Origin of the sequence: Oceanisphaera sp. IT1-181, from assembly GCF_033807535.1 — a bacterium.
Lineage (GTDB): Bacteria > Pseudomonadota > Gammaproteobacteria > Enterobacterales > Aeromonadaceae > Oceanimonas.
The window spans coordinates 1,266,167-1,289,783 of the sequence record NZ_CP136856.1 but is presented as its reverse complement, the minus strand read 5'-3'; the positions used below and the strand labels follow the sequence as shown (position 1 = coordinate 1,289,783).

At 51.6% G+C, this 23,617-nt stretch carries 22 protein-coding genes; 10 read left to right on the top strand and 12 right to left on the bottom strand.

Annotated elements, in window-relative coordinates:
• Window positions 1-187 precede the first annotated feature (187 nt).
• The 6 genes from R0134_RS05945 to R0134_RS05920 are packed head-to-tail and all read right to left on the bottom strand — an operon-like array spanning window position 188 to window position 4,200.
• Complete coding sequence (locus R0134_RS05945; RefSeq protein ID WP_319783899.1) at window positions 188-979, bottom strand: sterol desaturase family protein; 792 nt, start codon at window positions 977-979, stop codon at window positions 188-190.
• Entirely contained in the window at window positions 972-1,676 is a 705-nt protein-coding gene (locus tag R0134_RS05940) for a TIGR04282 family arsenosugar biosynthesis glycosyltransferase (RefSeq protein WP_319783898.1), read from the bottom strand. Before R0134_RS05940 ends, R0134_RS05945 begins: the two co-directional genes overlap by 8 nt.
• Window positions 1,673-2,335: a TIGR04283 family arsenosugar biosynthesis glycosyltransferase gene (locus R0134_RS05935; protein WP_319783897.1), complete on the bottom strand. Its 663-nt coding sequence runs from the start codon at window positions 2,333-2,335 to the stop codon at window positions 1,673-1,675. Before R0134_RS05935 ends, R0134_RS05940 begins: the two co-directional genes overlap by 4 nt.
• On the bottom strand, window positions 2,335-3,339 hold the full coding sequence (arsS, locus tag R0134_RS05930) for an arsenosugar biosynthesis radical SAM (seleno)protein ArsS (protein WP_319783896.1): 1,005 nt from the start codon (window positions 3,337-3,339) through the stop codon (window positions 2,335-2,337). Before arsS ends, R0134_RS05935 begins: the two co-directional genes overlap by 1 nt.
• Before the next feature lie 46 nt (window positions 3,340-3,385).
• Window positions 3,386-3,616, bottom strand: coding sequence for a zf-HC2 domain-containing protein (locus tag R0134_RS05925; protein ID WP_319783895.1), 231 nt, complete (start codon window positions 3,614-3,616; stop codon window positions 3,386-3,388).
• Window positions 3,610-4,200: a sigma-70 family RNA polymerase sigma factor gene (locus R0134_RS05920; RefSeq protein WP_319783894.1), complete on the bottom strand. Its 591-nt coding sequence runs from the start codon at window positions 4,198-4,200 to the stop codon at window positions 3,610-3,612. The genes R0134_RS05925 and R0134_RS05920 overlap by 7 nt, the downstream gene beginning before the upstream one ends.
• Before the next feature lie 223 nt (window positions 4,201-4,423).
• Between R0134_RS05920 and mtnK the strand changes: the two genes are divergently transcribed.
• On the top strand, window positions 4,424-5,596 hold the full coding sequence (gene mtnK / locus R0134_RS05915; protein ID WP_319783893.1) for an S-methyl-5-thioribose kinase: 1,173 nt from the start codon (window positions 4,424-4,426) through the stop codon (window positions 5,594-5,596).
• 304 nt (window positions 5,597-5,900) lie between these two features.
• Here the strand turns inward: mtnK and R0134_RS05910 are convergent, their stop codons facing one another.
• Window positions 5,901-8,051 (bottom strand): FAD-dependent oxidoreductase, encoded by a 2,151-nt coding sequence (locus R0134_RS05910; protein ID WP_319783892.1) that lies wholly within the window; start codon window positions 8,049-8,051, stop codon window positions 5,901-5,903.
• Window positions 8,052-8,312: 261 nt separating this feature from the next.
• On the opposite strand from R0134_RS05910, the gene R0134_RS05905 reads away from it, so the two are divergent.
• Both R0134_RS05905 and R0134_RS05900 read left to right on the top strand, forming a co-directional pair.
• Complete coding sequence (locus R0134_RS05905; protein WP_319783891.1) at window positions 8,313-9,257, top strand: c-type cytochrome; 945 nt, start codon at window positions 8,313-8,315, stop codon at window positions 9,255-9,257.
• 161 nt (window positions 9,258-9,418) lie between these two features.
• Window positions 9,419-10,165, top strand: a complete 747-nt coding sequence (locus R0134_RS05900) for a DUF6969 family protein (protein WP_319783890.1) — start codon at window positions 9,419-9,421, stop codon at window positions 10,163-10,165.
• 108 nt (window positions 10,166-10,273) lie between these two features.
• Here the strand turns inward: R0134_RS05900 and ovoA are convergent, their stop codons facing one another.
• Window positions 10,274-12,388: a 5-histidylcysteine sulfoxide synthase gene (gene ovoA / locus R0134_RS05895; protein ID WP_319783889.1), complete on the bottom strand. Its 2,115-nt coding sequence runs from the start codon at window positions 12,386-12,388 to the stop codon at window positions 10,274-10,276.
• 287 nt (window positions 12,389-12,675) lie between these two features.
• Here ovoA and R0134_RS05890 point away from each other — a divergent pair, with 287 nt between their 5' ends.
• From R0134_RS05890 to R0134_RS05875, 4 genes are all read left to right on the top strand, one after another.
• Window positions 12,676-12,990 (top strand): pyrimidine/purine nucleoside phosphorylase, encoded by a 315-nt coding sequence (locus R0134_RS05890; protein WP_319783888.1) that lies wholly within the window; start codon window positions 12,676-12,678, stop codon window positions 12,988-12,990.
• A 69-nt stretch (window positions 12,991-13,059) separates the two neighbouring features.
• The gene (locus R0134_RS05885) at window positions 13,060-14,157 is read left to right on the top strand and encodes a PQQ-dependent sugar dehydrogenase (protein WP_319783887.1); all 1,098 of its coding nucleotides are present in this window, start codon (window positions 13,060-13,062) and stop codon (window positions 14,155-14,157) included.
• 378 nt (window positions 14,158-14,535) lie between these two features.
• Window positions 14,536-14,985: a YtoQ family protein gene (locus R0134_RS05880; protein ID WP_319783886.1), complete on the top strand. Its 450-nt coding sequence runs from the start codon at window positions 14,536-14,538 to the stop codon at window positions 14,983-14,985.
• 211 nt (window positions 14,986-15,196) lie between these two features.
• A complete protein-coding gene (locus tag R0134_RS05875; RefSeq protein ID WP_319783885.1) occupies window positions 15,197-15,721 on the top strand; it encodes a rhodanese-like domain-containing protein in 525 nt (174 codons plus the stop codon).
• A gap of 420 nt (window positions 15,722-16,141) precedes the next feature.
• Here the strand turns inward: R0134_RS05875 and R0134_RS05870 are convergent, their stop codons facing one another.
• Window positions 16,142-17,869, bottom strand: a complete 1,728-nt coding sequence (locus tag R0134_RS05870) for a potassium/proton antiporter (protein WP_319783884.1) — start codon at window positions 17,867-17,869, stop codon at window positions 16,142-16,144.
• Window positions 17,870-18,169: 300 nt separating this feature from the next.
• Window positions 18,170-18,298 (bottom strand): hypothetical protein, encoded by a 129-nt coding sequence (locus R0134_RS05865; RefSeq protein ID WP_319783883.1) that lies wholly within the window; start codon window positions 18,296-18,298, stop codon window positions 18,170-18,172.
• On the opposite strand from R0134_RS05865, the gene R0134_RS05860 reads away from it, so the two are divergent.
• Window positions 18,297-19,802, top strand: a complete 1,506-nt coding sequence (locus R0134_RS05860) for a Na+/H+ antiporter NhaC family protein (RefSeq protein ID WP_319783882.1) — start codon at window positions 18,297-18,299, stop codon at window positions 19,800-19,802. The two genes, R0134_RS05865 and R0134_RS05860, sit on opposite strands and share 2 nt — an antisense overlap.
• Before the next feature lie 83 nt (window positions 19,803-19,885).
• Here R0134_RS05860 and R0134_RS05855 read toward each other — a convergent pair whose 3' ends face one another.
• Complete coding sequence (locus tag R0134_RS05855; protein ID WP_319783881.1) at window positions 19,886-21,268, bottom strand: FAD-binding oxidoreductase; 1,383 nt, start codon at window positions 21,266-21,268, stop codon at window positions 19,886-19,888.
• A gap of 257 nt (window positions 21,269-21,525) precedes the next feature.
• Here R0134_RS05855 and R0134_RS05850 point away from each other — a divergent pair, with 257 nt between their 5' ends.
• Window positions 21,526-22,092: a hypothetical protein gene (locus R0134_RS05850; protein ID WP_319783880.1), complete on the top strand. Its 567-nt coding sequence runs from the start codon at window positions 21,526-21,528 to the stop codon at window positions 22,090-22,092.
• A gap of 97 nt (window positions 22,093-22,189) precedes the next feature.
• Window positions 22,190-22,624, top strand: coding sequence for an IS1096 element passenger TnpR family protein (locus R0134_RS05845; RefSeq protein WP_319783879.1), 435 nt, complete (start codon window positions 22,190-22,192; stop codon window positions 22,622-22,624).
• 280 nt (window positions 22,625-22,904) lie between these two features.
• Here the strand turns inward: R0134_RS05845 and R0134_RS05840 are convergent, their stop codons facing one another.
• Window positions 22,905-23,255, bottom strand: coding sequence for a RidA family protein (locus R0134_RS05840; RefSeq protein ID WP_319783878.1), 351 nt, complete (start codon window positions 23,253-23,255; stop codon window positions 22,905-22,907).
• Between the last annotated feature and the right edge of the window lie 362 nt (window positions 23,256-23,617).

Sequence of the window (23,617 nt, the reverse complement as noted above, 5' to 3'; positions counted from 1 at the left end):
CTTTCACCTAAAACACCTGCCACCTACGAAAGGCACCATGCCAGTAGCCGGCAATTTATTCGCCGGTCCAGCGTAGCTGGATGATTTTAGATCTAAACCTAAAGCCAAATTCCAAACCGTGACCCGTTAGATTTCCAGATTGGTATTAGAAGATTGTTCCCTTTCATCCTTCATCAGGAATCCCACTTTATTTACGCCGAAAAGGCTGTAGTAACAGTTGGAGTAGGCGCTGCTCTGCGGGGGCGCGAAACTGTGTTAAGCCAATGGTCATACCCAGCTGGCCAGCTTTGGGCTGACTCTGATAGGTGCCGAATAATCGATCCCACCAAGGTAAGTTGAAACCAAAGTTGCTGTTGGTCTCATTGGGAATGACCGAATGATGTACACGATGCATATCAGGGGTCACGAGTATGAGTCGCAGCCATCTATCCTGTCGCTGTGGCAGGTTTACATTAGCGTGGTTAAACATGGAGGAGGCATTGAGCAAGACTTCAAACAATAAAACAGCCAGTGCCGGTGCGCCCAATAAGGTGACGGCTGCCAGCTTGAGCAGCATGGACAATAATATTTCTAGCGGATGAAAACGCAAGCCAGTAGTAACATCAAGCTCTACGTCCGCATGGTGCACTCGGTGCAACCGCCACAGCAAGGGCTGCGCATGCAGCAACCGGTGTTGCAAGTAGATCAGTAAGTCGAGAGCCAGTAACGACAACACCACGCTTAGCCACACAGGCACAGGCCAGACATTAAACAGCCCCCAGCCGCGTTCGCTAGCCACTAGGGCTGCCCCCACTGCCGCTAGCGGAAAGAACCAACGCACCAGCAGCGTGTTAATCACCAGCAGTAACAGATTATGCGGCCAGCGCTGGCCGCGAGTTTGAAGCTGTGGCCGACGCGGTGATCGCCACTCCCACAACATCATCATCAGTAATACACCGGCAAAAAAGCCCAGTCGGATCCAGAGTTCAAAATTAAACATCTTGCGTCGCCTGTAGGGAGTGGCGATAAGCTATCGTCTGTCGCCAAGCAGAAGTAAGCCAAAAGAGATCGGCAGGTTCGTCAATGTCTTGCAGCCGCTCGGCCAATGTATAGCGCCTGCCCAGTTGCGTTAGCCGCGCTTGAGTGAGCGCCGCCACTTCAGGGGTGCTCCAAGGTATGTCTGTAAATAAGTAGTCACTAAACTGGCGCAAACCCAGCAGCGCATAACCGCCATCCCAAGTAGGATGCAGCAAGGCATCTTGCGTGCTCAGACGCTGGGCGGCACGACGTAATAACTCGGGGGATAATTGCGGACAGTCGGTACCCACTAGCAATACCTGCTGCTGAGCTTGAGGTTCGAGCTCGGCCCTATTTGTTAAGGAATAGCCAGATAAAGCATTGCCAGATAAGGCTCGGCGAGCGGCGCGGGCCATGCGAGATCCTAGATCTCCCTCGCCTTGGCTGCTGAGTATAAGCTGCGGTGGCAGTAACACCTGAGCCCACTCGGGAGCATCAGCGGCTGGGCTCATGCACAGCTCAACGGGGCCTATATCGGCGGTTAGGCACGCCTCTAGCGTACTGGACAACATGTGACGGGCAAGCATTGCCGCCCTCTCGAAACCCAGCGCACCCGCGAGTCGAGTTTTAGCCATGCCTGCTATGGGTGCCTTGGCAAACACAATAATACGGGTGCTCAACGATACCTCCTGGCTAATTGACTCGGGCACTCGCCGCACCAGTAAGCAAAGCGCAATCGCCACATGAGCCAAATGGTGCGCCATACGCCGTTTTGTTCCCAACGCCGCCCCGAGGTCTGCACTTTTTGCCGTAAACAAGCCGGCTGGCCCACGCACTTTAGGCGCTGGCTAAGGGCGATATCTTCCATTAAGTCTTGTTCGGGAAAACCACCAACGGCCTTAAACGCGGTGCGGCGCATAAACAGCGCTTGATCGCCGGTAGCAATGCCTGACCAACGAGACCGCCAGTTCATCATAAAACTGATGATTTTTAGCATAGGGTGCTGGCCACTAATGGCCACATCAAATCGCCCCCACTGATGCTGCGCCAATGCCGTACTGATCAGCGACTCAAAATGCGCAGGCAACCGAGTGTCCGCATGCAAAAATAACAGGTACTCACCGTTGGCATATGCGGCGCCTACGTTCATTTGCCGAGCGCGCCCCGCAGTACTACTTAACACTTTAACGTCCTCTTGCAGTGCAATAGCCACCGACTGGTCACTACTGCCGCCATCCACCAAAACCAGCTCGATATTAGACGTCTGATCCGCCAAAGCTGCCAAGGTGCTAGGCAGCGCCTTGGCCTCATTGAGCATGGGAATAATAATGGACAACACTATGAGGCCTTAGGTGCATCGTGTAGCGGGCTACTATCTAAAGCACCACTGCAGCTGCTGCCTTGGCCCGCGGTACAGCCATAGCAATGCTCGGCGACCCTTATCGGCTGGCCGTTTAGCTCACGATGCAGCAGATCGCGCAGATGAGGTCGGTGTTCTTGATCGTTTGCATCGGGCAGCCGCAGCCCTAATTGCTGATTAAAGTCGCAGTCATATAAGTAGCCTTGCCAGTCCACACTAACAAGATTTCGACACATCAAGTTCGCTAGATTATCGGCTGAATAATTGTCTTTTAATAACCGCAGATAATCATGAAACTGCCCCTTGGTGATCAGGTAATCACCAAAGCGTTTAATGGGCATATTGGCCAAGGCAAACAGATGATTAAACCGAATATCAAAATGCGCCAGCAGCTCACGGCGATATGCCGCCTCCAAGCCTTGCTGCTCTGGCGGCAGGGTCGCCCCTTGTGGGTTATAAACCAAATTTAATATCAAGCCAGAATCGGGCTGACCATAACCCAGCTGATTAAGTTGTTGTAATGCGGCAATACTTTTATTAAAGGTGCCCTTACCGCGCTGTTTATCCACATTCTCCAGCTCATAGCACGGCAATGACGCCACCACTTCTACTTGGTGCTCGGCTAAAAAGTCGGCCAAGGTTTCGTGGCCTGGCTCATATAAAATAGTGAGGTTACACCTGTCTATTACATGCACACCCAGCTTGCGCGCGGCAATCACTACCTCGCGAAAGCGCGGGTGCATCTCGGGGGCGCCGCCGGTTAAATCAAGGGTGGTCAGCTTGCGAGCCTGCAACACACGGGGAATTAAATTGAGGTTGGCGTCATCCATCATTTCGGTGCGATGAGGGCCGGCGGCCACATGACAATGCACACATTTCATGTTGCACATATAGCCCAAATTCACCTGCAATGTGTCCAGCGCATTACGTTTGAGGGCCGGAAAGCCCGTTAAGTCGAGTAGAGGTAAAGTGTCTCGCATCATGATTCCTTTCTTTAGGCGAATCGCGGTTGGCGCAACATCACCGATGTTAGCCGCCGTCTTTCTCAACCCTATCTTGTGGTTCCTGCACGGTCGCTGTGGTCTCGGGTCGGTGAGCAAAGCGATGCGCCAATGAGCGAATGATCGGTAACTGCCGTTCAAATTGACGACAACCGTTACACATCACAGTGTGCAGCGCCAAAGAGAGCTGCTCAAATTGGCTTAAGGGGCGTTCTTGACTCTCAGACATTAGCCGAGTGGCTTTGTGACAACTCAACATGGGCAGTCTCCTTGTTGTTGCCAGGTATTTTCTAGGCATTCGCGCAACCGTAACCGTGCTCGATAGAGCAACACATTAAGGTTACTGACCGTTAAATCCAGCTCTAAGCAGATTTCACGGCTTTCTAAACCAATAAATTCGCGCATCATAAAAGTACGGCCCTGATTAGATGGCAGCTTGTCTAAACACAATTCAAACAAGGTCCAAAACTCCTGATCTTCTTGGCTGCTTTCTGGCTCGCTCCATTCCACGGGACGCTCTACTTTGTGCCACATGCCAAACCGGTTAAATAGCTGCTCTTCTAAATGATTGTCGTCATCGGCACCTAAACTGGTGAGCGTAACCAAGCGCTGGTTTTTGCGGATCACATCCACAATTTTGTGCTTAAGAATGGCAAACACCCAGTTTTTATAGGCGGCACGACCTTTAAAGCTATCAGCGTATTTAAATGCACCCAACATGGCCTCCTGCACTGCGTCTTCTGCCAATTGCGCATCTTTTAACTGTAAGGTGGCAAAACGCAGCATTTGTCGACGTAATTCCTCGGACAACAAAGGGTGTGCAACATTATGTCTATGATCCATCATGACTCTTATGTAGTGGTGGCAGCGGATAATCAGAGTATATGCAGCTTAGCGTCTGCGCACTCATTTAGGACTCTAATGTTGCCGATGTTGTGCTGGGTGTCTTGTTTGTGTTGTTATGCTTGAGTCTTAACTTAAGTCGTGAGCAGGCTCGGCTTTATTACAGTACGTGCGATTTTAATTACTTTTTTCTACTCACCTAGGCCAAGTGCAGGGAGCCCTGATGCGCCAATATCGAATATTTAATCCTGAAGATGCCATTGCCTATGCCCGTGAGGCGGCCCAGCTTGGGCCAGAGATGGTCTTGCACGGAGCAGAAATTGGAGATGGCAACCTCAATCAGGTGTTTAAGGTGTGCCAGCCTGGTGAGGCAACAGGATGGATTGTAAAACAGGCGCTGCCCTATATTCGCTGCATTGGTGAGTCTTGGCCCCTAACGCGCCACCGCGCGCGCATAGAAGCGGAAATATTGCTGCAACATGGGCAGTGTTGCCCCAAGTTTACGGTGGCGGTATTGCATCACGATGCGTCTTTGTCGGCGATGCTGTTAGAAGATTTATCGGAGCTGCAAGTGTGGCGCCAAGCCTTGTTGAACGGCCAGCATTTCCCTGATGCTCCTGTGCAGCTAGGGGAATATTTAGCACAGGTGCATGTGCACAGCAGTGACTTCCGCTTGGATTATCAAGCACAGCGGGCGGCACATATACAGTTTGCCAACCCCGAGTTAATGTCGATCAGCGAAGCGGTATATTTTGTCGATCCCTTTTGTGATCATGAACGAAATAATGTGGCCGCAGGCATTCGCCACGATGCCGAGCAGCTTTGGGCCGATCAGGCATTAAAAATACGAGTAGCCAAACTAAAGCATGACTTTCGCTGCAAGGGCCAAGCGTTATTGCATGGGGACTTGCATACCGGATCCGTGATGGTGGGCGCCGGCAAGCTTAAAGTGATTGATGCGGAATTTGGCGGCTATGGCCCCATGGGCTTTGATGTGGGCGTACTGATAGCCAACTTGTTGCTTAATTTATGTAGCCAACCGTCTTCGTCTCCACAGCGGCAGCGCATTAAGGACGTACAAGCCTTTTGGCAAAGCTTTCACGCCCAGTTCTTTTTATTAGCCAGCCAAACCGCGGATCCAGCCCTAGCCGAGCCTGACTATATAGCCGTCTTTTTACGTCAGGTGTGGCAAGACGCCTTAGGGTATGCCGGTTGTGAAATGATACGCCGCACCCTAGGCGTAGCCCATGTGGCAGATATTGAAAACATTGCCGACCCAAACCAAAAAATCGCCAGCCAACGGCACGCCTTAGCACTGGGCCCCGCTCTTATCATGCACGCCGACCAACTTGATGACGCCCAGCTGGAGAAGATAGCGTTACCTGATTACGTATGAACCTCAGCCATAATGCACCCTGTTTCGGTTTGTTCTTTGTAGCTGCCCCCGTCTCTTTAATAAAGAGGACTTCGGCAGGCCAGCTCTGCTGGCTGTTACTGAGGTTTAGATTTAAACCAAAACACCAAACCGGGCCGAAGTCCTCTTCGCCGAAGAGACGGGCCCCTACAGAAAACTTAAAGCTTTCCGAGCTTATCTTTATTTTTCTGTGTTTTTTCTGTGTTTTTTCGTAGATTTCGTTGCAAAAAATTATGGGTGTAAGATTTTTCTTGAAGAAACAAGCGCCCTCGCTCTGGTGAAACTCCTACCCCCGTCGCCAGCTGTGATAACGGCTTAAGCATGCCAATATGCGTTTGGGCGCATGGGCGCGCTTCCACTCTCCGGCCACGTATTTATTGGCTTCTGCCAGCGTAGGATACACATGCATGGTACCCAATATCTTGTTAAGGCCGAGCTTATGTTTCATGGCCAGCACATATTCTACCAGCACATCACCCGCATGCTCACCTACTATGGTCACCCCCAGTATTCGGTCTTTACCCGGCGGGGTTAACACCTTAATAAAGCCCTGATCTGAGCCGTCGGTAATGGCTCGGTCGAGCTCGCTCAGATTAAACCGCGTGACTTCATAGTCGATATTTTGTGCGGTGGCTTCTTGCTCGTTTAAGCCCACTCGGGCTACCTCGGGATCGACAAAGGTACACCAAGGTACGATGGAGTAATCGACCTTAAAGCGTTTAAACTGGCCAAATAGCGCATTCACGCTCGCATACCACGCCATGTGAGCTGCGGTGTGGGTAAATTGATAGGGTCCGGCCACGTCACCGGCCGCATAAATATTAGGGTACAAGGTTTCTAGATACTCATTGGTGGTCACGGTGCGCTCTGTGGTGATGCCGAGCTCCGTTAACCCAAAGCCTTGCAGTCGTGCGCGCCGACCTAGCGCCAGCAATAGGGTGTCGGCCTCAAGGATAAGCGGTGTGTCGCCTTGGTTTACTTCTAGTCGTATGCCTGCAGAAATAGGCGCTAATTGCGTAGTGTCACAATCGGTGAGCACCCGCACCCCGTCTGCGACCAACGCTTGTTTAACCCATTCACTAACTTCGGTATCTTCTTTGGGCATGAGACGGGCATTGCGTTGCACCAAGGTGACGCTAGAGCCCAAGCGCGCAAAGGCTTGAGCCAGCTCGCAACCAATCGGCCCCCCACCCAGTATTAATAATCGAGTCGGTGGCGACTCTCGTTGGGCCATGGCCTGCCACAAAGTGTCACTGGTCAGGTAGTCCACTTTATCCAGCCCAGGCAATGGCGGCACCGCAGCACTGGCGCCCGTGGCAATAATAATACTGCGCGCCGTCAGCCGCTGCACATCACCGTTGCTCAAGGTCACTTCTACCGTCCAAGGGTCGACCAGTTTGCCGTGGCCTTGCAAGACGTTTACGCCGAGTTTGGTATAGCGCTCCACGCTGTCGTGAGGGGCTATCTTATTGATCACGGCCTGTACTCGCTGCATCACGCGTTTAAAGCTGAATTCAGGTGCCGTGCTGGTGAGGCCATAATGCGCGGCATGGCGCATCTGGTGAGCCAGTTTGGCACTGCGCAGCAATGCCTTGCTGGGTACACAACCGGTATTAAGACAGTCCCCGCCCATATTGCCGCCCTCAATAAGCGTAACCTTGGCCTTAACCGCCGCGGCAATATAGGCGCTGACTAAGCCTGCGGCACCGGCGCCGATCACGATCAGGTTGCAGTCAAAGTGAGCGGGTTTATTAAAACCACGATACACCTTACGCCGCTGTACAAAACGCAGCACGGCACGCGCCAGCAGCGGAAAAATACCGAGCAAGGCAAACGAGGCTAACAAAGTCGGCGACAGTATGCCGCTTACGCTATTGATGGCCGCCAGCTGGGTGCCGGCGTTCACATATACCAGAGTACCGGGCAACATACCGAGCTGGCTTACCCAATAAAAGGTGCGAATGGGCAGCGCGGTCAGCCCCATCAGCAAATTAATAATAAAAAACGGAAACACCGGCACCAAGCGTAGGGTAAACAGATAGAAGGCGCCGTCTCGGTTAATGCCCTTATCGATGGCCTTAAGTCGGTCACCGAAGCGGTGTTGTACCTGATTTCGAAGCAGAAACCGCGATACCAAGAACGCCAATGTGGCACCGATACTCGAGGCAAATGACACCAACACCAACCCTTGCCAGACGCCGAAAAAGGCGCCCGCGGCCAAGGTCATAATGGCCGCCCCAGGCAATGACAACGCAGCCAGCAGCACATACAGCACAAAAAAACCGCCCGCCATCAACCAAGGCGACTCGGCGCGCATCGTGGCAATGTGCGCCTGTTGTTGTTTGAGGGCGTCCAGAGTAAACCAGTCACCTAGGTTGAAGATAAAAAACAGCGCCATGAGCAGCACTAGCAGGATAAGCAGTAGGGGTTTGCGCATAAGAAAATCCTTTTTATGGCGATGAGGCTGGCCTTTATGGCATTGAAGCCAGTTAGTACCGACTATCATTAGCGTTAAGCTTAAGAACAAAGTCGTCACCGAGCGCACGATTCTTACAGTGAGATTGGCCGCGGGCATAAGATGGCCAATAAAAATAAGCGGCTTTTGTAATAACTAGACTGTTAGCCACGTCTTATTAGTACGCAAGGCATTTTTTATGCGGTGCCTTTCATGGCAGACCTTATCTTAAGGAGTATGTACATGCGTCCATGTCATTTGTACTTAGAGTCTCACTTTCGTATTACCCCCGTTGCTGTCTTGGTGTCGGCATCCTTGTTGGCGCTTGCGTTATCAGGCCCAGTGCAAGCCGTTGAGTCGGGCGGGCATATACAGGTAGCCATGAGCAAGAATCCTTGTGCGGCTAATCCCTGCAGTGCCGCCGAGTCTGCTACCAAGAGTCCTTGTGCGACTAAAAACCCTTGCGCAGTGAAGAGTCCCTGCTCTGCCAACCCTAGCGCCAATAAAAATCCCTGGGCGACCAAAAACCCTTGCGCCATGAAAAGCCCCTGTTCAGCCAACCCCTGCGCCACTAAGCCGGCGAAAGTCAACCCCTGTGCCGCCAAGGCCGTGCAGCGCCCTGCTAATTATCAGCCTTACCAAGGCGATAACGCCGAGTTAGTCACGCTAGGCAAAGCGCTATTTAACGATACCAGCCTAAGTAGCAATGGCCTTGCTTGTAGCAGTTGCCACCAAGGTCAGATGATGTATCAGGCCAGTTTTGCCCTGCCCTACCCCCATCCGGTGGCCATGGCGCAAGATCAGTTTGGTCTGAGTCAGGTGCATTTGGATGAAATGATCCAGATTTGTATGATGTCTCCCATGGCGACGCAGCCCTTAGCGTGGGATTCAAAAGAGCTAGCGGCCTTGGTCGCCTATGTCCAAACCGAGCAATCAAGCTATTCACCCAGTGGTCCCCACCCTTGTGCGGCAAAAAATCCCTGTGCGATGAAGAACCCTTGTGCAATGAAAAGCCCCTGCAAGACTAATCCCTGCGCTGTGAAGAACCCTTGTGCAATGAAAAGCCCGTGTAAGGCTAACCCCTGCGCGATGAAGAACCCTTGTGCGGTGAAAAGCCCGTGTAAGGCTAATCCCTGTGCCGTAAAAAATCCTTGCGCGACAAAGAGTCCTTGCGCGCCCAAGTATTAATAAAGGGGCAATGGTGGTCTGCCGGGAGAAACTGGCAGACACTTCGCCCATTGACGGCGAATACCGCTTAGTCCATTTGTGTAATGGTGCCGGCGGCTTGCTTACTGTCGGCGATAATAACGACTTCAAGGAGGGCTATCTCAAGGATGACTATTTCAACAATGTCCATGACAACTACCCCGCTGCAACCCTTGCCCAAACTGGTAGTACCGGTGGCGGCCAGCCTGGCAACCGCAGATATACGTCGGTTGCGTGAAGCTGGCGCCCGAATTCGGGAATGCTATCGGGTGATGAGCAAAGGTGGGGTTAATATCGTAGGGGAAGTACTCAAAGGGCAAGGGACTTTTTTTGAGATGACCCACTATCCTCTCGACGATGTATTGGATAAAGACAGCCACAGCCAATATTACTACCACGCTCATCGTGGTGGTGAGCAGGAGCATGGCCACTTCCACACCTTTTTGCGTGCGCCCGCCATTCCCGCCGAGCTCTGTATGCTGGATTATCCGCAGGCCAGTGAGCCTTGGCCCCAAAAAGAGCAAGCGATTGCGCATTTGGTTGCTATTGCTATGGATGCTTGGGGATATCCCTCAAGCTTGTTCGCCTGTAATCGTTGGGTGACCGATGAAAGCTGGTATCCGGCAGAGGCGGTGATCTCAATGCTGGACAGCTTCGTTATCGATCATGCTAATCCATCTTGGCCGGTAAATATTTGGCTGAGCAACATGCTGGTGTTATTCCGACCCCATATAGAAGCGCTATTGGTGCACCGAGATGCGGTGATCGACCAGTGGCAGGCGCAATATCCAGAGCAGGACATCTTTGAAGATAGGCAGCTGGAGATCACCGGCCAGCTCGCTATTTCGGTGGATGACTGGCTGGCCGAACTGGAGGCGGTGTTGGTTTAATGACAACAACGTCATAATTAAAAACGCTGCGGGTAAAGACTGTTTGGTCTTTACCCGCAGCGCTGTTTTAGACTGAAAGCTGACCGCTAACGGCTATTGCTTCTGCCGTTACTTCAACTGCCACACCGTCATATCGGCTAGGGTATGTTGATATTTGCGGCGGGTTTCGCGGATCACAAAGGGCACATCTTGTTGCGCCACTAAGTTAAAGCGCTCGCCTAATAAGCGGCTTAAGCCGTCTAGGGTAATGACGTTTTCGCCATTCACCTTAATGCCGCCCAGCCATTTGTCTTTCGGCGTGTACTGCTCAAGCCAAGTGTAGGGTGAAGTTAATACCAAGTAACCGCCAGCGGTTAAACGCTCATGGATGTAATTTAAGAACAAGCTAGGATCGTATAAACGGTCGATCAGATTGCCGCAAAATATCAGGTCATAACCGCTAAAACGGACCTTTAAGTTACAGGCATCACCTTGCACAAAGTCAATTTTATCAGCCAGTGTGCTGTAGCCTAAATCACTTAAGCTGACTTCTTTAAACTCGACTAGCTCGCCCTCGGTCGGAATAGCAAAGCGGGTGTGGCCGGTTTCTTTTAACTGAAAGCCATGCTGAATAAAGCGCGCCGAAAAGTCGATACCATCTACGTGCCCAAAGTGGCGTGCCAGCTCAAAACTGGCGCGACCCACGGAGCACCCCAAATCCAGCGCCCTTGCGTGTTTTAATTCAGGGGTGTGCTTAAGCAAGGCCTGCACACATGCCTGAGGGTAATTGGGCACGTTAAAATAAGTATCACCGTAGTGAAATTCTAAATATTGGGCAACGAGCTCGTCTGTTTCGTAAGTATTAACCGGTTCCACTGGCACCTCGGGGCTGTCGGACTCTAGGTATCTAAAGCCTGCATGTTGAAAAAAGTGACGGCGAAAGGCATAACGCGCGTAACGAGTGGCTTCGTTACCGGTTGATGCCCAAGAGCCGCCTTTAAATAAGTTGTGTTGGCCATCAAAGGTAGGCGTGGAGAAGTCATCGTATAAAGGATGCACCTCAAAGCCGGGAAAACCGTCTATGGGCGACTCTGTCCACTGCCACACATTGCCCACTACATCGCACAATCCTTGGTATTCAAAGCAGTTAACTGGGCAAGAGGAAGCATAATACTCAAGGTTAAGATTGCCGGGCGCTTGCTCCCAATGCGGTTGATCCGTATCGAGCTGGTTGCGCAGCACCGTCCATTCGGCTTCGGTGGGCAGGCGAATATGGCGGCCGGTCTGATTCGCTTTCCAATTACAAAAGGCCTTGGCTTCGAGGTAATTCACTTCTACCGGCCAATCCAGCGGCAGCGGCATTTCTTGTAATAAGTTGCGTTGCAAATATTCGCCGTCGTGACGGCGCCAAAAACGCGGCATGGTGGCGCCGGTAAATTGCAGCCAACCTTGCCCCTCACTCGTCCACCACTTAGCGGCTTGATAGCCCCCTGCCTTCACAAAGTCTAAAAACTCACCGTTAGACACCAGAAATTTCGCCACCTTAAAGGGCGCCACATCCACGGTTTTATGGCCGTATTCATTGTCCCAACCATAAGTGGCGACCGAGCTGGGCTTGCCAAGCGTGACCGTCTTCCCGGCTATGGGTAACAAGCGGTTTGTGGGTGCCGCGCCCGTCTGGCTACACGCCGCCCACTGAGGATGGGCGTTGAGATATTCAAGTGGCAGCATGCGCATGATCACCGAGGAAGTTTCCAGGTGAATGCGCTCATGCTCTATGCCCATTAAAATAAGCCAAGCCGGTGAGTCTTGGATAATGGGTAAGCTAAGCGGCATATCTGTGATAAGCGCATCCACAATATGGCGTACTTGGTCACGATATTGGCGGGTGTCGGCCACGCTTGGCCAGTCGTAGTGGGCGCTATTGAGATCGTCCCAGGACATTTCATCCACGCCAATGGCAAACATGGACTCTAAGCGTTCGTTAACCCGTTGATGTTGGTATTTACCTAGTAAGAGCTTGTTGATAAAGAATACGGCCGTGTGGCCAAAATAGAAGATCAATGGGTGGCGCAGTGGTTCGGCGCGTAAATAATAGGCTTCATTACTGTTAATACAGTCAAACAGGCTTTCGTACTGGCTAAAGGTGTGGTGAAAGTAGTTGCGAATTTCAACGCGCTTGGCGGCCACTGAACTGCCGGTTAATAACGGCGTTTTACTCACCACCTCAGTTAGTTTTTCCATGTTCTTCCTTGATGCTTATTAATTTTCAACGATATAAATGAGAGAGTATTCAGCGCGCATTACACAATGCACATCAGACCCGTAAAGTGGCAGCTCTCTTTCGTAGCGGCACTCTTACCTCACTATGGCAGCAACTAGGGTACGACTACGGCAACACCACGTTGACATCGCTCGACGTTAAAAATTCGGTTTAAAGCCGCCGCAGCTGTGCTATAACGCTGTTCTTTATCCTTGGTTTTTACCTCGGCCTTTAATCCTGTTCTGTTCATCTTTCACTAGGAAGTATCATGACACAATTTAGCAATGTTACCGTAATTAAGCAGGCCAATGTGTACGACGGTGGCAAGGTCACCAGCCGCGTGGTTCAGTTTGCTGATGGCAGCCGTAAAACCTTAGGCATTATGCTGCCAGGCGAGTATACCTTTGACACCGCCGCCGCCGAGCTGATGGAAATTTTGGCCGGCGAGCTGGAAGTACAATTGCCAGGCTCAGTGCTTTGGCTGGCCATTAAAGGCGGCGAGTCATTCAATGTGCCAGCCAACGCTGTTTTCAAGTTAAAAATCCACACCCTAGTGGATTACTGCTGTTCATACTTCGATTAAGGTACTCCGGCCAGCCTGATGCGATAGCTATAGTTAGCAAAAGCCCACTTATCTGTAAGAGAGCCTGTGATGCAAAACCTATTGCTGTTGTTAGCCTTGCTGGCCGCCCCACTTGCCACGCCGCTGGCTGCCGAATATCGTATTCAAACGGTGGCAGCAGGGCTGCACCACCCGTGGGGCTTGGTTGAACTGCCTACTGGCGAGCTATTAGTGGGCGAGCGGCGTGGTCGCTTGCTGCGCTTAAATACCGATGGTAGCCGTACCCTCATTGAAGGTCTGCCCAAGATGGTGAGCGCCGGCCAAGGCGGCTTACTGGATTTAGCCCTGCATCCTAATTTTACAGAAAACCGCTGGCTGTATTTCAGTTACAGCCAGCCAGGCAAAGGCGGTGCTGGCACGGCCGTGGCACGGGCCAAGCTAAATGATACCCACTTAAGCAGTCTAGAAATCATCTTTGTCCAACAGCCTAAAACCACGGGCAGTGCCCACTTTGGTTCACGCCTAGTGTTTGACGCTCAAGGTTATCTGTTTATTACCACCGGCGAGCGTTATCACGCCCGAGACCTGGCACAACAGTTGGATAATCATCTGGGTAAAATCCTGCGTCTGTATGACGATGGCACAGTGCCGGCTGATAATCCGTTTATCAATACTCCCCACGCCAAGCCCGAAATTTGGAGCTTTGGGCATCGTAATATTCAAGGGGCCGCCATTCATCCGCCCAGTGGCGGGCTGTGGGTACACGAGCATGGCCCGCGCGGCGGTGACGAGGTGAATATTATAAAGGCCGGTGCCAATTATGGCTGGCCTTTAGTGACCCATGGCCGGGAATACAGCGGCGGTAGCATAGGCCAAGGCACGTATCTTAAAGGCATGGCAGACCCGATTTGGGTGTGGGTACCTTCTATTGCGCCCTCTGGCATGCTTTTTTATCGCGGAGAATTATTTCCCCACTGGCAGGGCTCATTATTGGTTGGCGCCTTAGCGGGACAAAAACTGGTACGGCTAACACTCAACGGCCAAAAGATCGTGAATGAGCAAGCGTTACTTGGCGAGCTAAAGATGCGCATCCGCACCTTAGTAGAAGCGAAAGACGGCGGTATTTATCTGTTAACCGATGCAGCAAATGGTCAGCTACTTAAACTACTGCCTGCAGCCGAAGATTGATAAAGCCCGTTAAGACAAAGAAAGAGGCTGATAAACAAAAGAGCAAACAGTCACACCAAACGCTATTTTTGCCACGGAATACACGGAAAAATACAGATCAGATCTGAAAGGGATCTTTAATGGTAAAACCTGAGATTAGGCAAATGCAAAAATGACAGGCGAAACAGAGACTGAATATGCTGGCTGGTTTGAGGGTGGCCTTCCAGTCGTCCCCTTCACTCTTCACCCTTCACGGCTGTTTCGGTGTTTGCTTTTAACGTACAGCGTAAGACGTAAGGCGTACCGCTTTCTTGGGGGCTGATCTTGTGCTCATAATGCGTTAACATTTAACAACTGTATTTTGTTTTAATTACTTTTGTGAGCAACAAGGAATACATAATGACGCAGAAAATTTGGAACGTGTATCTGTCAGGTGAAATTCACAGTGACTGGCGTGAGCGTATTATCGAAGGTACTAAAGCCAAAGGCTTGGCCGTGACCTTTACCTCAGCGGTAACCAACCACGATGCCAGTGACATGGTAGGCGTGAATATTTTAGGTAGCGAAGAAGATAACTTCTGGCGTGACCGTAAAGCGTCTGGCATTAACAGCATTCGTACTTCTACCCAAATTAAAGCAGCCGACATTGTAGTGGTGCGTTTTGGGCCTCAGTACAAGCAGTGGAATGCGGCTTTTGATGCAGGTTTTGCGTCAGCCTTAGGCAAGTCCATTATTACTTTGCATGACTCTGAGCTGGATCATCCGCTTAAAGAAGTGGACGAAGCCGCTAAAGCGACTTGTCGCCAGCCTGAGCAAGTGGTCGAGATTTTGTCTTACTTATTGTCGTAAATAAATGTTGTCATAAATGACGTGCTGTCGTAAATGACGTGAAGTTTGCCGAACTGGCGTACAACGTGCGCTAATTGGCACCAAAAGAATCCCCCGCAGCTCGGGGGATTTTTTGTTGTGCCGACTTCTGTCGGTTGCCGTCCTTTTGCCGGCCCAACCCGCTCCCTTCTGCTTTACACTCACCGCTCACTGGTATGTAGGGTAGGCACTCATGAAGTTTTGGACATTGGCATTAACATCGACAATCGCCTTTAGCGGCTCAACACTGGCCAACGACGCCGTGTGGGTAGATGTCGCCAGCCAGCAAGACTATGCTCTTGAGCACCTAGTGGAAGCTATTCATATTCCACACACCTATATTGCCCGTGGCGTGAGTGCCCGCTTCCCCGATAAAACCACACCGCTTAAGCTCTATGACCGCGACCAAGTTAAAGCCCAACGCGCCCAAGAAGCGCTGCAAACGCTCGGCTATATACAGGTCACCAACAGCGGTGATTTAGCAGGGCTAAAAGCACACGGCCAAAGCACAGTACAAAGTATCCCCACTGCACAAAATGAGCTGCTCCCCACTGAAGCACTTAATCAAGGTGAACCCTTTAGAGAAAGTGCTGCATTTAGCCAAAATGAGCAATATGACCAAAACCTGCCAACTGCGGCGAGTTTATACAGTCAGGCTGTGGCGACCTCGTCATTAACTGAACCAATGCTCGATGCCTTAGCCAAAACAGCCGACTGAACACTTAGCAAAGCCTTAATGTCGGCTGATTGTAGGCATTTACGCCGCGCTCAATCAGCCGCTTTTTTACTGAAAACCGAAGGTTTAATGCCTAAAATTTAAGAATCTACCTGATTACGTACGAACCTCTGCCATAATGCACCCTGTTTCGGTTTGTTCTTTCTCACTGCCCGGTTGGCTCCAAGGCCAAGGGTCTAGCACTTGTAGCAGCCAATTTATTCGGCTGGCCAGCTCCGCTGGCTGTTTGTGAGGTTTAAGAATAAAACCAAAACCGTGCCGAAGTCCTCTTCGCCGAAGAGACGGGCACCTACAAGAGAGGAGACGGGCACCTCCCTGTAACCTATTGAATTCATTGGTGCTGAGTTCACTGAAACATGGCTGAGCTTTGTGGGTAATCAGGAGAATCTAAGTTTTAAAGGCCTAAACCTGCTCGGTTTCATCTTCACGCAAGCCCACTTTTAAGACCTTATCGCCGTCTACATCGGCCACGGTCCAAATCATCTCGTAGCGCACAAAATTATCGCCCACTACCGGGTGGCCATTGGTGTGCGTTAGCATAAACACACCCAGGCTCAGATCTTCTTCGCTGCTATCCACATCTACGCCATACATAAGTGCGATATCACCCATGCGCGCATCTTCATCCAGAATAAAATCACCAAAGAAGGCACGGGCCTTGCTGCGAGCCGCATCCAAATCACCACCAAACATATTGTTCAGCACTTTAAGGTGATTGCTGCGCCCTATTACGCACAGCACATCGTCTATGGCGAGCCGTGTGCTGCCTGAAGCAGGCAACAGATTTTCGCCTCTAAATACCGCTGCTACTCGGCAATGGGGCGGAAAGGTAAGGTTGCGTACCACAACGCCGTCTATCGCCTCACTGCTCACCGTATAGAGGAACATTTCATAGTCGTCTTCTTGAAAGATGCCCAGCATAGAGCGGCGACGCGGCGCTAACTCCGGCGGCACTTCCACTCTTAACAGTCTTGCCATTTGCGGAATGGTCGAGCCTTGTACCAACAAAGACACCAATACCACGAAGAAAGCGACGTTAAACAGCATCATGCCTTCTGGTAAACCGGCCATCAGTGGGAATATGGCCAGTACAATCGGCACGGCTCCGCGCAGTCCCACCCAAGAGATAAAGCCGATTTCTCGGCGATTAAAGCGAAAGAACGGCACCAAAGACACCAGCACCGCAAAAGGCCGAGCAATAAAAATCAGCGCTAAGGAGATCAGGATAGCCGGAAACGCCATGGCCCACATATCTGCCGGCGAAATAAGTAAACCCAATACTAAAAACAGGCCGATTTGGCTCAGCCATGCCAAGCCATCCAGCACCGGTAAAATCGACTCCATGTCTCGCAGGCGAGAGTTACCCAATACTAAGCCGGCCAAGTACACCGCCAAGAAGCCACTGCCCTCTAATAGCGCCGTAAAGGCGAATAATGTTAGGCCAAAGCCCATCACTAATATGGGGTACAAACCGGGGGCTAATTCAAAGCGTTTGATCATTTGCACTAACAGCATGCCGCCCAAAATACCGGCCACGCTACCAATGCCAAACTGGCTTAGTAAAAATAATAAAGTTTCGCCGATGCCATTCATATCGCCGGTGATCAGGCCAATCAAGGTCAACGTTAAAAAGATCGCCATCGGGTCGTTGGTGCCCGACTCAATTTCCAGCGAAGCGCCAACGCGTTGGTTAAGGTGCATGCCTCTGCCGCTGAGTAAAGAGAACACCGCCGCCGCGTCCGTTGAGCCCACAATGGCCCCCAACAACAGGCCGTGTAGCCAGCTGAGGTCGAGAATATACACCGCAATTACGCCGGTAACGCCACTGGTTACCACCACTCCTAAGGTGGCCATGCTCAGCGCCGGTTTTAGACCCACCCTAAAGGTGTCCATGCGGGTGCGCATACCGCCATCCAGCAAGATAATGGCCAACGCCAAGTTACCTATGCTGTAGGCCAAGGTATAGCTTTCAAATTCAATGCCACCTGGGCCACTTTCGCCGGCTAACATGCCCACAAAAAGGAAGATAAGCAGAATAGGAATACCGGAACGCGCCGATAACAAGGTGGCCAGCACACTCACACACAGCAAGATCCCAGTCAGTAAGAAGAGATGTTCAAGATTTTCCAATGAATACATTCCGACAGGGTTTTAGATACTGTAGTTATATCATATCCTTACCCATTTAATGAAAGTGAATTTTTAATTAAATTAAAAAGCTATCTATGCAATAAAAGCGACTTATTTAGGTTTTATCTTGTGGCTTGATTCCTCGGCTATGGTCGCTGTCACGGCGTTTACCCTCTCTTTAGCCAAAATGACTAAAATCTGACTGCATAACTATTCTAAAGCAGCCTTTATTATCGCTAAATACGGCACCATGTAGGTCCATTCAAGCTTAATTATTTTCCAAATCTGCATATTTTATTATTAAAATTCACGATCCGGTTGCGCCTCATGCTCTGCTTCTTTAAAGTTCTGCGCCTGTTTACTTTTTTTAAGCTCGCTGTCTGGCCCTTGCCCGTTAGTGTCCATCTTGTTCAGGAAGCAAAACCACATGGAACCAACCCACATCAGTTCACTGATCCCCATCGTGATCACCCTTTTACTCGCTCTTGGCACCCGCAATGTGGTGATCGGCCTTTTTGCCGGTGTGGCCAGTGGCGTGGTCATGCTGAACGATTGGCAACATCCGCTGGATAATTTTGGTATTTTGGTCAAAGACCATTTGGTCGGACAGCTGACCGACAGCTATAACGCTGGGGTATTGGTGTTGCTGGTATTTATCGGTGGCTTTGTGGCATTAATGGAGCAGTCTGGCGGTGGTCAGGCCTTTGCTCGCAAGGTAACCCACTGGGTAAGCACCAAATGCCGTGCGCAAGTTGCGGCTTGGCTGGGTGGCATTGTCATATTCTTTTCCGATTTGGGTACGCCCTTAATTGTGGGCCCGGTATTTCGCCCACTGTTCGATAAACTTAAAATATCGCGCCAGAAGCTGGCTTTTATTATCGACTCGACTGCTTCACCGGTGGCCATTTTGGTGCCTTTTATCGGCTGGGGCGTGTACATCATGAGCCTGCTACAAAAGGAATTTAATGCCCTTGAGCTGCCGTTAACTGACTGGGAAGCTTTTATTTCAGCTATTCCATTCCAGTTTTACGCGGTACTGGCAGTAGCCATAGTGCCCTTAATTGCCTTTAAGAAATTAGACTTTGGCCCCATGGCCGATGCCGAACGCGCCGCCGAGCGCGGTGACATTGCCAGTGGCCCTATTGAACAGCAAACCCTGTTTCACCACGACAATGCACAAGCTTCTTTTGTCTGGGCGCCGCTGTTGGTCATGGCTGGCGTGTTAGCCGCCATGCTGGGGCCATTGGGCTTTCCGTTTGAAAAGGTATCGGGCTCAGTATTTCGTGCTGCACTCTCCACCGCCTATTTTATGGCGGCCATGACGCTGATTATCTTAATGGCTGCTTACGGGGTGCGCCGAGTGACCGACGGTATTGCCGTCTACCTTAAAGGCATGAGCAACATGATGCAGGTGGCGATAGTGCTGATACTGGCATGGACCTTAAGCAGTGTCGGTAAAGACTTAGGCGCCGCCGCCTATATTGCCGAACAGGCACAATCGGGCTTTCCTGCTTGGCTGGTGCCCGCAGTGGCCTTTTTGCTGTCGGCGATTATTTCTTTTGCCACCGGCTCATCTTGGGGTACCTTCGCCATTATGTTTCCCTTGGTGATCCCCACCGCCATCGCCATAGACGCGCCGCTATATGCCTGCATTGGTGCCGTGCTGTCGGGCGGCCTGTTTGGTGATCATTGTTCGCCTATTTCAGAAACCACCATACTGTCGTCTACCGGCTCGGGCTGTGATCAATTTGAGCACTTCCGTACTCAGTTGCCTTATGCCTTGCTTAACGGCAGCATTGCACTGGCTGGCTTTTTGGTAGCTGGCTGGGCAGAAAGCCCGCTTATTCTGCTGGCGGCCATCGCCACTCAGCTGGTACTGGTTATTGCATTGTCACGCTGGCAAAACCACCGCCTGCAGGCAACAACCGCCTGAGGTGATAAAGAGGGCTGCATGTGCGGCCCTCTTTTTGCATAACATTCGGGGTTACTTTTCTTCAACCCAACCGCCCTCCTCTATCAAGGGCTGATGTTCTGATTCAGGTGAAACAGATTACCGGGATCATACTGGCGTTTCAGCTGTACCAAGCGATCGTAATTGGGGCCGTAGGCCGCCTTGACCCTGTCGCCTTCTTCCTCGGTCATAAAGTTGATATAGACGCCGGCAGAAGCATAAGGGGCGGACGCCTTGAAGAATTCCCGCGCCCAAGCAATGCAGGTTTTATCCTCTGCGGCTTCATCCCAACGGGCGTGCACATTAAGCACAAATCGAGCATCTCGGTGGCCATAGGCCATGGCGTTGGAATCGACTCGATTGGCGGCACCGCCAATCATACCGATAAAAATTTCGCACTGTGGGCTGGGCAAGCTATGCGTATAGTCAATCATGATATCCAGCGCGGGGTCGTTGAGCTCGGTAAAGTTATGCGACTTCCAGTAATTTCTTGCGCCCGGCGTCAACAGCGGATCAAACGCCTGCTGCCACTCGACATAGGGCTGCACGCCAATATGTTCGCCGTAAGGCGTACCAAAATCACGCAGCGGAGCGATCAGCCGCTCTGCTTCTGTGGGATCTCCGGCATAAAACACCGCCAGCACGGCCACTTCTTTGCCGTGCACATCTTCGGGTAAAAAGGGCAATGGCGGCGCCTTACGCATCACCACCCAGATATTGAGCTCTTCGGGGGCGCTATCCATGTACGCTCGATATTGCTGTAGCACTCGCTTGGCCTGGGCAATGGGAAACACAATCAGCCCGGCAGTAATCTCCGGACCCACCGGATGCAGCTGGTACTCAAAAGCGGTAACAATACCAAAGTTGCCCCCCGCGCCCCTGATGGCCCAGAACAAATCGGAGTTTTGCTGTTCACTGGCTCTTAGCTGACGGCCATCGGCAGTAACCAAATCGACCGCCAGCAGGTTATCCACCGTCATGCCATATTGCCGAGTCAGCCAGCCAAAGCCGCCACCCAATGTTAGGCCGGCAGTACCGGTAGTGGAGTTAATGCCCAGTGGCGTTGCCAAACCATGCTGTTGGGTCGCCTTGTCAATATCGCCCAGCGTGGCACCCGGCTCTGCGTAGGCTATCTTGTTGGCCGCATCTACCCGCACCTGAGTCATGTTGGACATGTCGATCATAATGCCGCCTTCACAGACCGCATTACCGGCAATGTTGTGGCCGGCGCCACGAACCGAGACTTCCAGCCCCTGTTCGCGGGCAAAGTGTAGTGCTTTGGGCACGTCTTCTGCTGCACCACATTGCACGATTATCGCGGGGTGCTTGTCGATGGTGGCATTCCATATTTTGCGCACTTCGTTGTAGCTGGCATCTTCAGGCAGCACAACGCTGCCTGTTACCGTCTCTTTCAGGGCGGTAAGGGAATGTTGGGAAAAGGGGGTCATAATGGTGTCCTCGGAACAGGCTCTTAGATTACAGACCTGTCTGGAATTCGAGATCAGCGGGAAATAATGGCTAACCCGATATCGGCGGCAGAACGGCCGTCACGATGGTATTTGACGCTATATAAAGTCTAGCACAGCCACCTTAACCGCTTGGTCAGTTGACGAGGGATAGTCGGCCTGCTAAGCCTAAAACACTGTGGAGAATAAGCATTTATCGTCCCGATCAATGCAAGCTGTACCCCAGTAAGGAGTAAACCATGAACAATCTGGTTCCTCTTCCTCGTATTGCGCTGGGGCTTATGCTCGGTGCCACCTGCAGCATGACTCTGGCTGCTACCTCGGAAGAAAAAATTGCCAGCGCCATGAGTGCGGCCCCACCTTCCATCAGTGCCACGGCCACCATCATGGACTGGCCGGCCAATATGGGTGACAAAATGGCCGAGCTTCGCCCAGGCAGTAGCGGCTGGACCTGTCTGCCGGATATGCCGGCCACCTCCGGCAATGACCCTATGTGCTTGGACGCGGTTTGGATGGATTGGGCTCACGCTTGGATGAACAAGCTGCCGCACACCAACAAGGCCATGGGCTTTGGATATATGCTGCAGGGTGGATCTCCCGAGAGTAATACCGACCCTTACGCCACCGAGCCCACCGCCAGTAACGAGTGGATTAGCGAGCCACTGCCGCACCTGATGATACTGGTGCCCGATGCCGCTATGCTCGAAGGTCTGCCCACCGATCATACCAATGGTGGCCCTTGGGTCATGTGGCAAGGTACGCCCTATGTGCATATTATGGCGCCCATGCCGGCTTATCAGCCCTAGGCACATAACACCCGCCCCACCCTTGCGTGGGGCTTTATAGCCTCAAAAAAACATTATAAAATATACTCATCGTTACATCCGCCAACATGAGGCCGCAATGATCATTACCTTATCCATCAAGCTTGTTTCGGGTATCTATGCAGAAAACGAGTGGGCGTGTGAGCTAGAAGTAGCAGAAAACATGTCGTTGCATGATTTACATCACGCCATTCAAGACGCGGTCGGTTTTGAGAACGACCACATGTATTCGTTTTTTATCTCTCGCCAAGCGTTCGGCTCGGAGCGTATTCATTTTGACGGCGAAGAATTTTCGCTGGATGACGATATAGCGTCGCTGTTTCCCCTACCCAAGGGCAAGAAGCTGTTCTATTGGTTTGATTTTGGCGACGACTGGATTTTTCAGGTAGCCAAGTCGCGCAAGAAACCCAGAGAACCCCAGCCAGGCCGCCACTATCCTTTTGTGACCACCGAAACCGGCAGCAAGCCAGTGCAATATAAAGGCTACGATACCGAAGATGAAGACGAGTGGTAACAATCGCACCCTGTGCTACATGATTTTTGTAGGGTCGACGTCAGTCGACCAACTCCTTCGTAAGCGCCAATACATCAGGCTCGAACTTGTTAGCGATTACGGGAATGCAGGCTACGCGTCAGTCGGATAAAGGGGCCGGAAGAGTTATTGAATGTCGTATTTGCGGATCTTTTTACTGTGGCAGGTTGGTTCATGATGCACTGCGATTGACTCGGGGCGATTCATATTAAATGGAGGGTGCGCTGCCGACGCTTCGATAGGTCAGCAGCGCGAACTCTGATTAAGAGTTGGGCATTGCGGCAATGATGATCACTTCAACGCGATATTCCGGCTTGGCCACCGACACCTCGCCACAGGAACGGACCGGGGCGGTTCCCTCAGGAACCCAGCTGTCCCACACCTCGTTGAAAACGTCGTAATCGCCCATGTCAGACAGCCAGATGGTTGCTTGCAACAGGTGTGATTTATCGGTGCCTACTTCGGCCAGCAGAGCGTCGATGCGTGCCAGGCAGCTGCGAGTCTGTTCGGCAACGGTTGCGCCTTCGCCAACCTGTCCGGTCAGGTAGACGGTGTCGTTGTGGCGCAGTATTGGGCTAGAGCGTTTAGTGGTGCGTACACGTTCGATAGTCATGTTAATTTTCTTCCAGTTAGTTAGCAGCAGACAGCCGAGCTAATATTCTGCTGACGAAGGATTAACCAACGAGTATACAGGGGGGTACTGGGGGTGCAAGCTTATACCCTGAAAATGGCGCTCAGGGGTCGTGCAGAGCAAAAATGCGTCGCGCGGGCAAAGTTAGCGGGTGGTAATACTTCCTTGTTAGATATTATCAATTGCGTGACCTTCAGCGTCAGGCCGCGATGATACATCCCGGCACGCAGCACCTGCATTCAATGGGCACACATTACCCACAATGTTGTGACACTTACCGACAGCAGCAATCAGCCCATCGGCACACTGTGTTGCCCGTCAAATGAGTCTCGGTGAACTGTTAG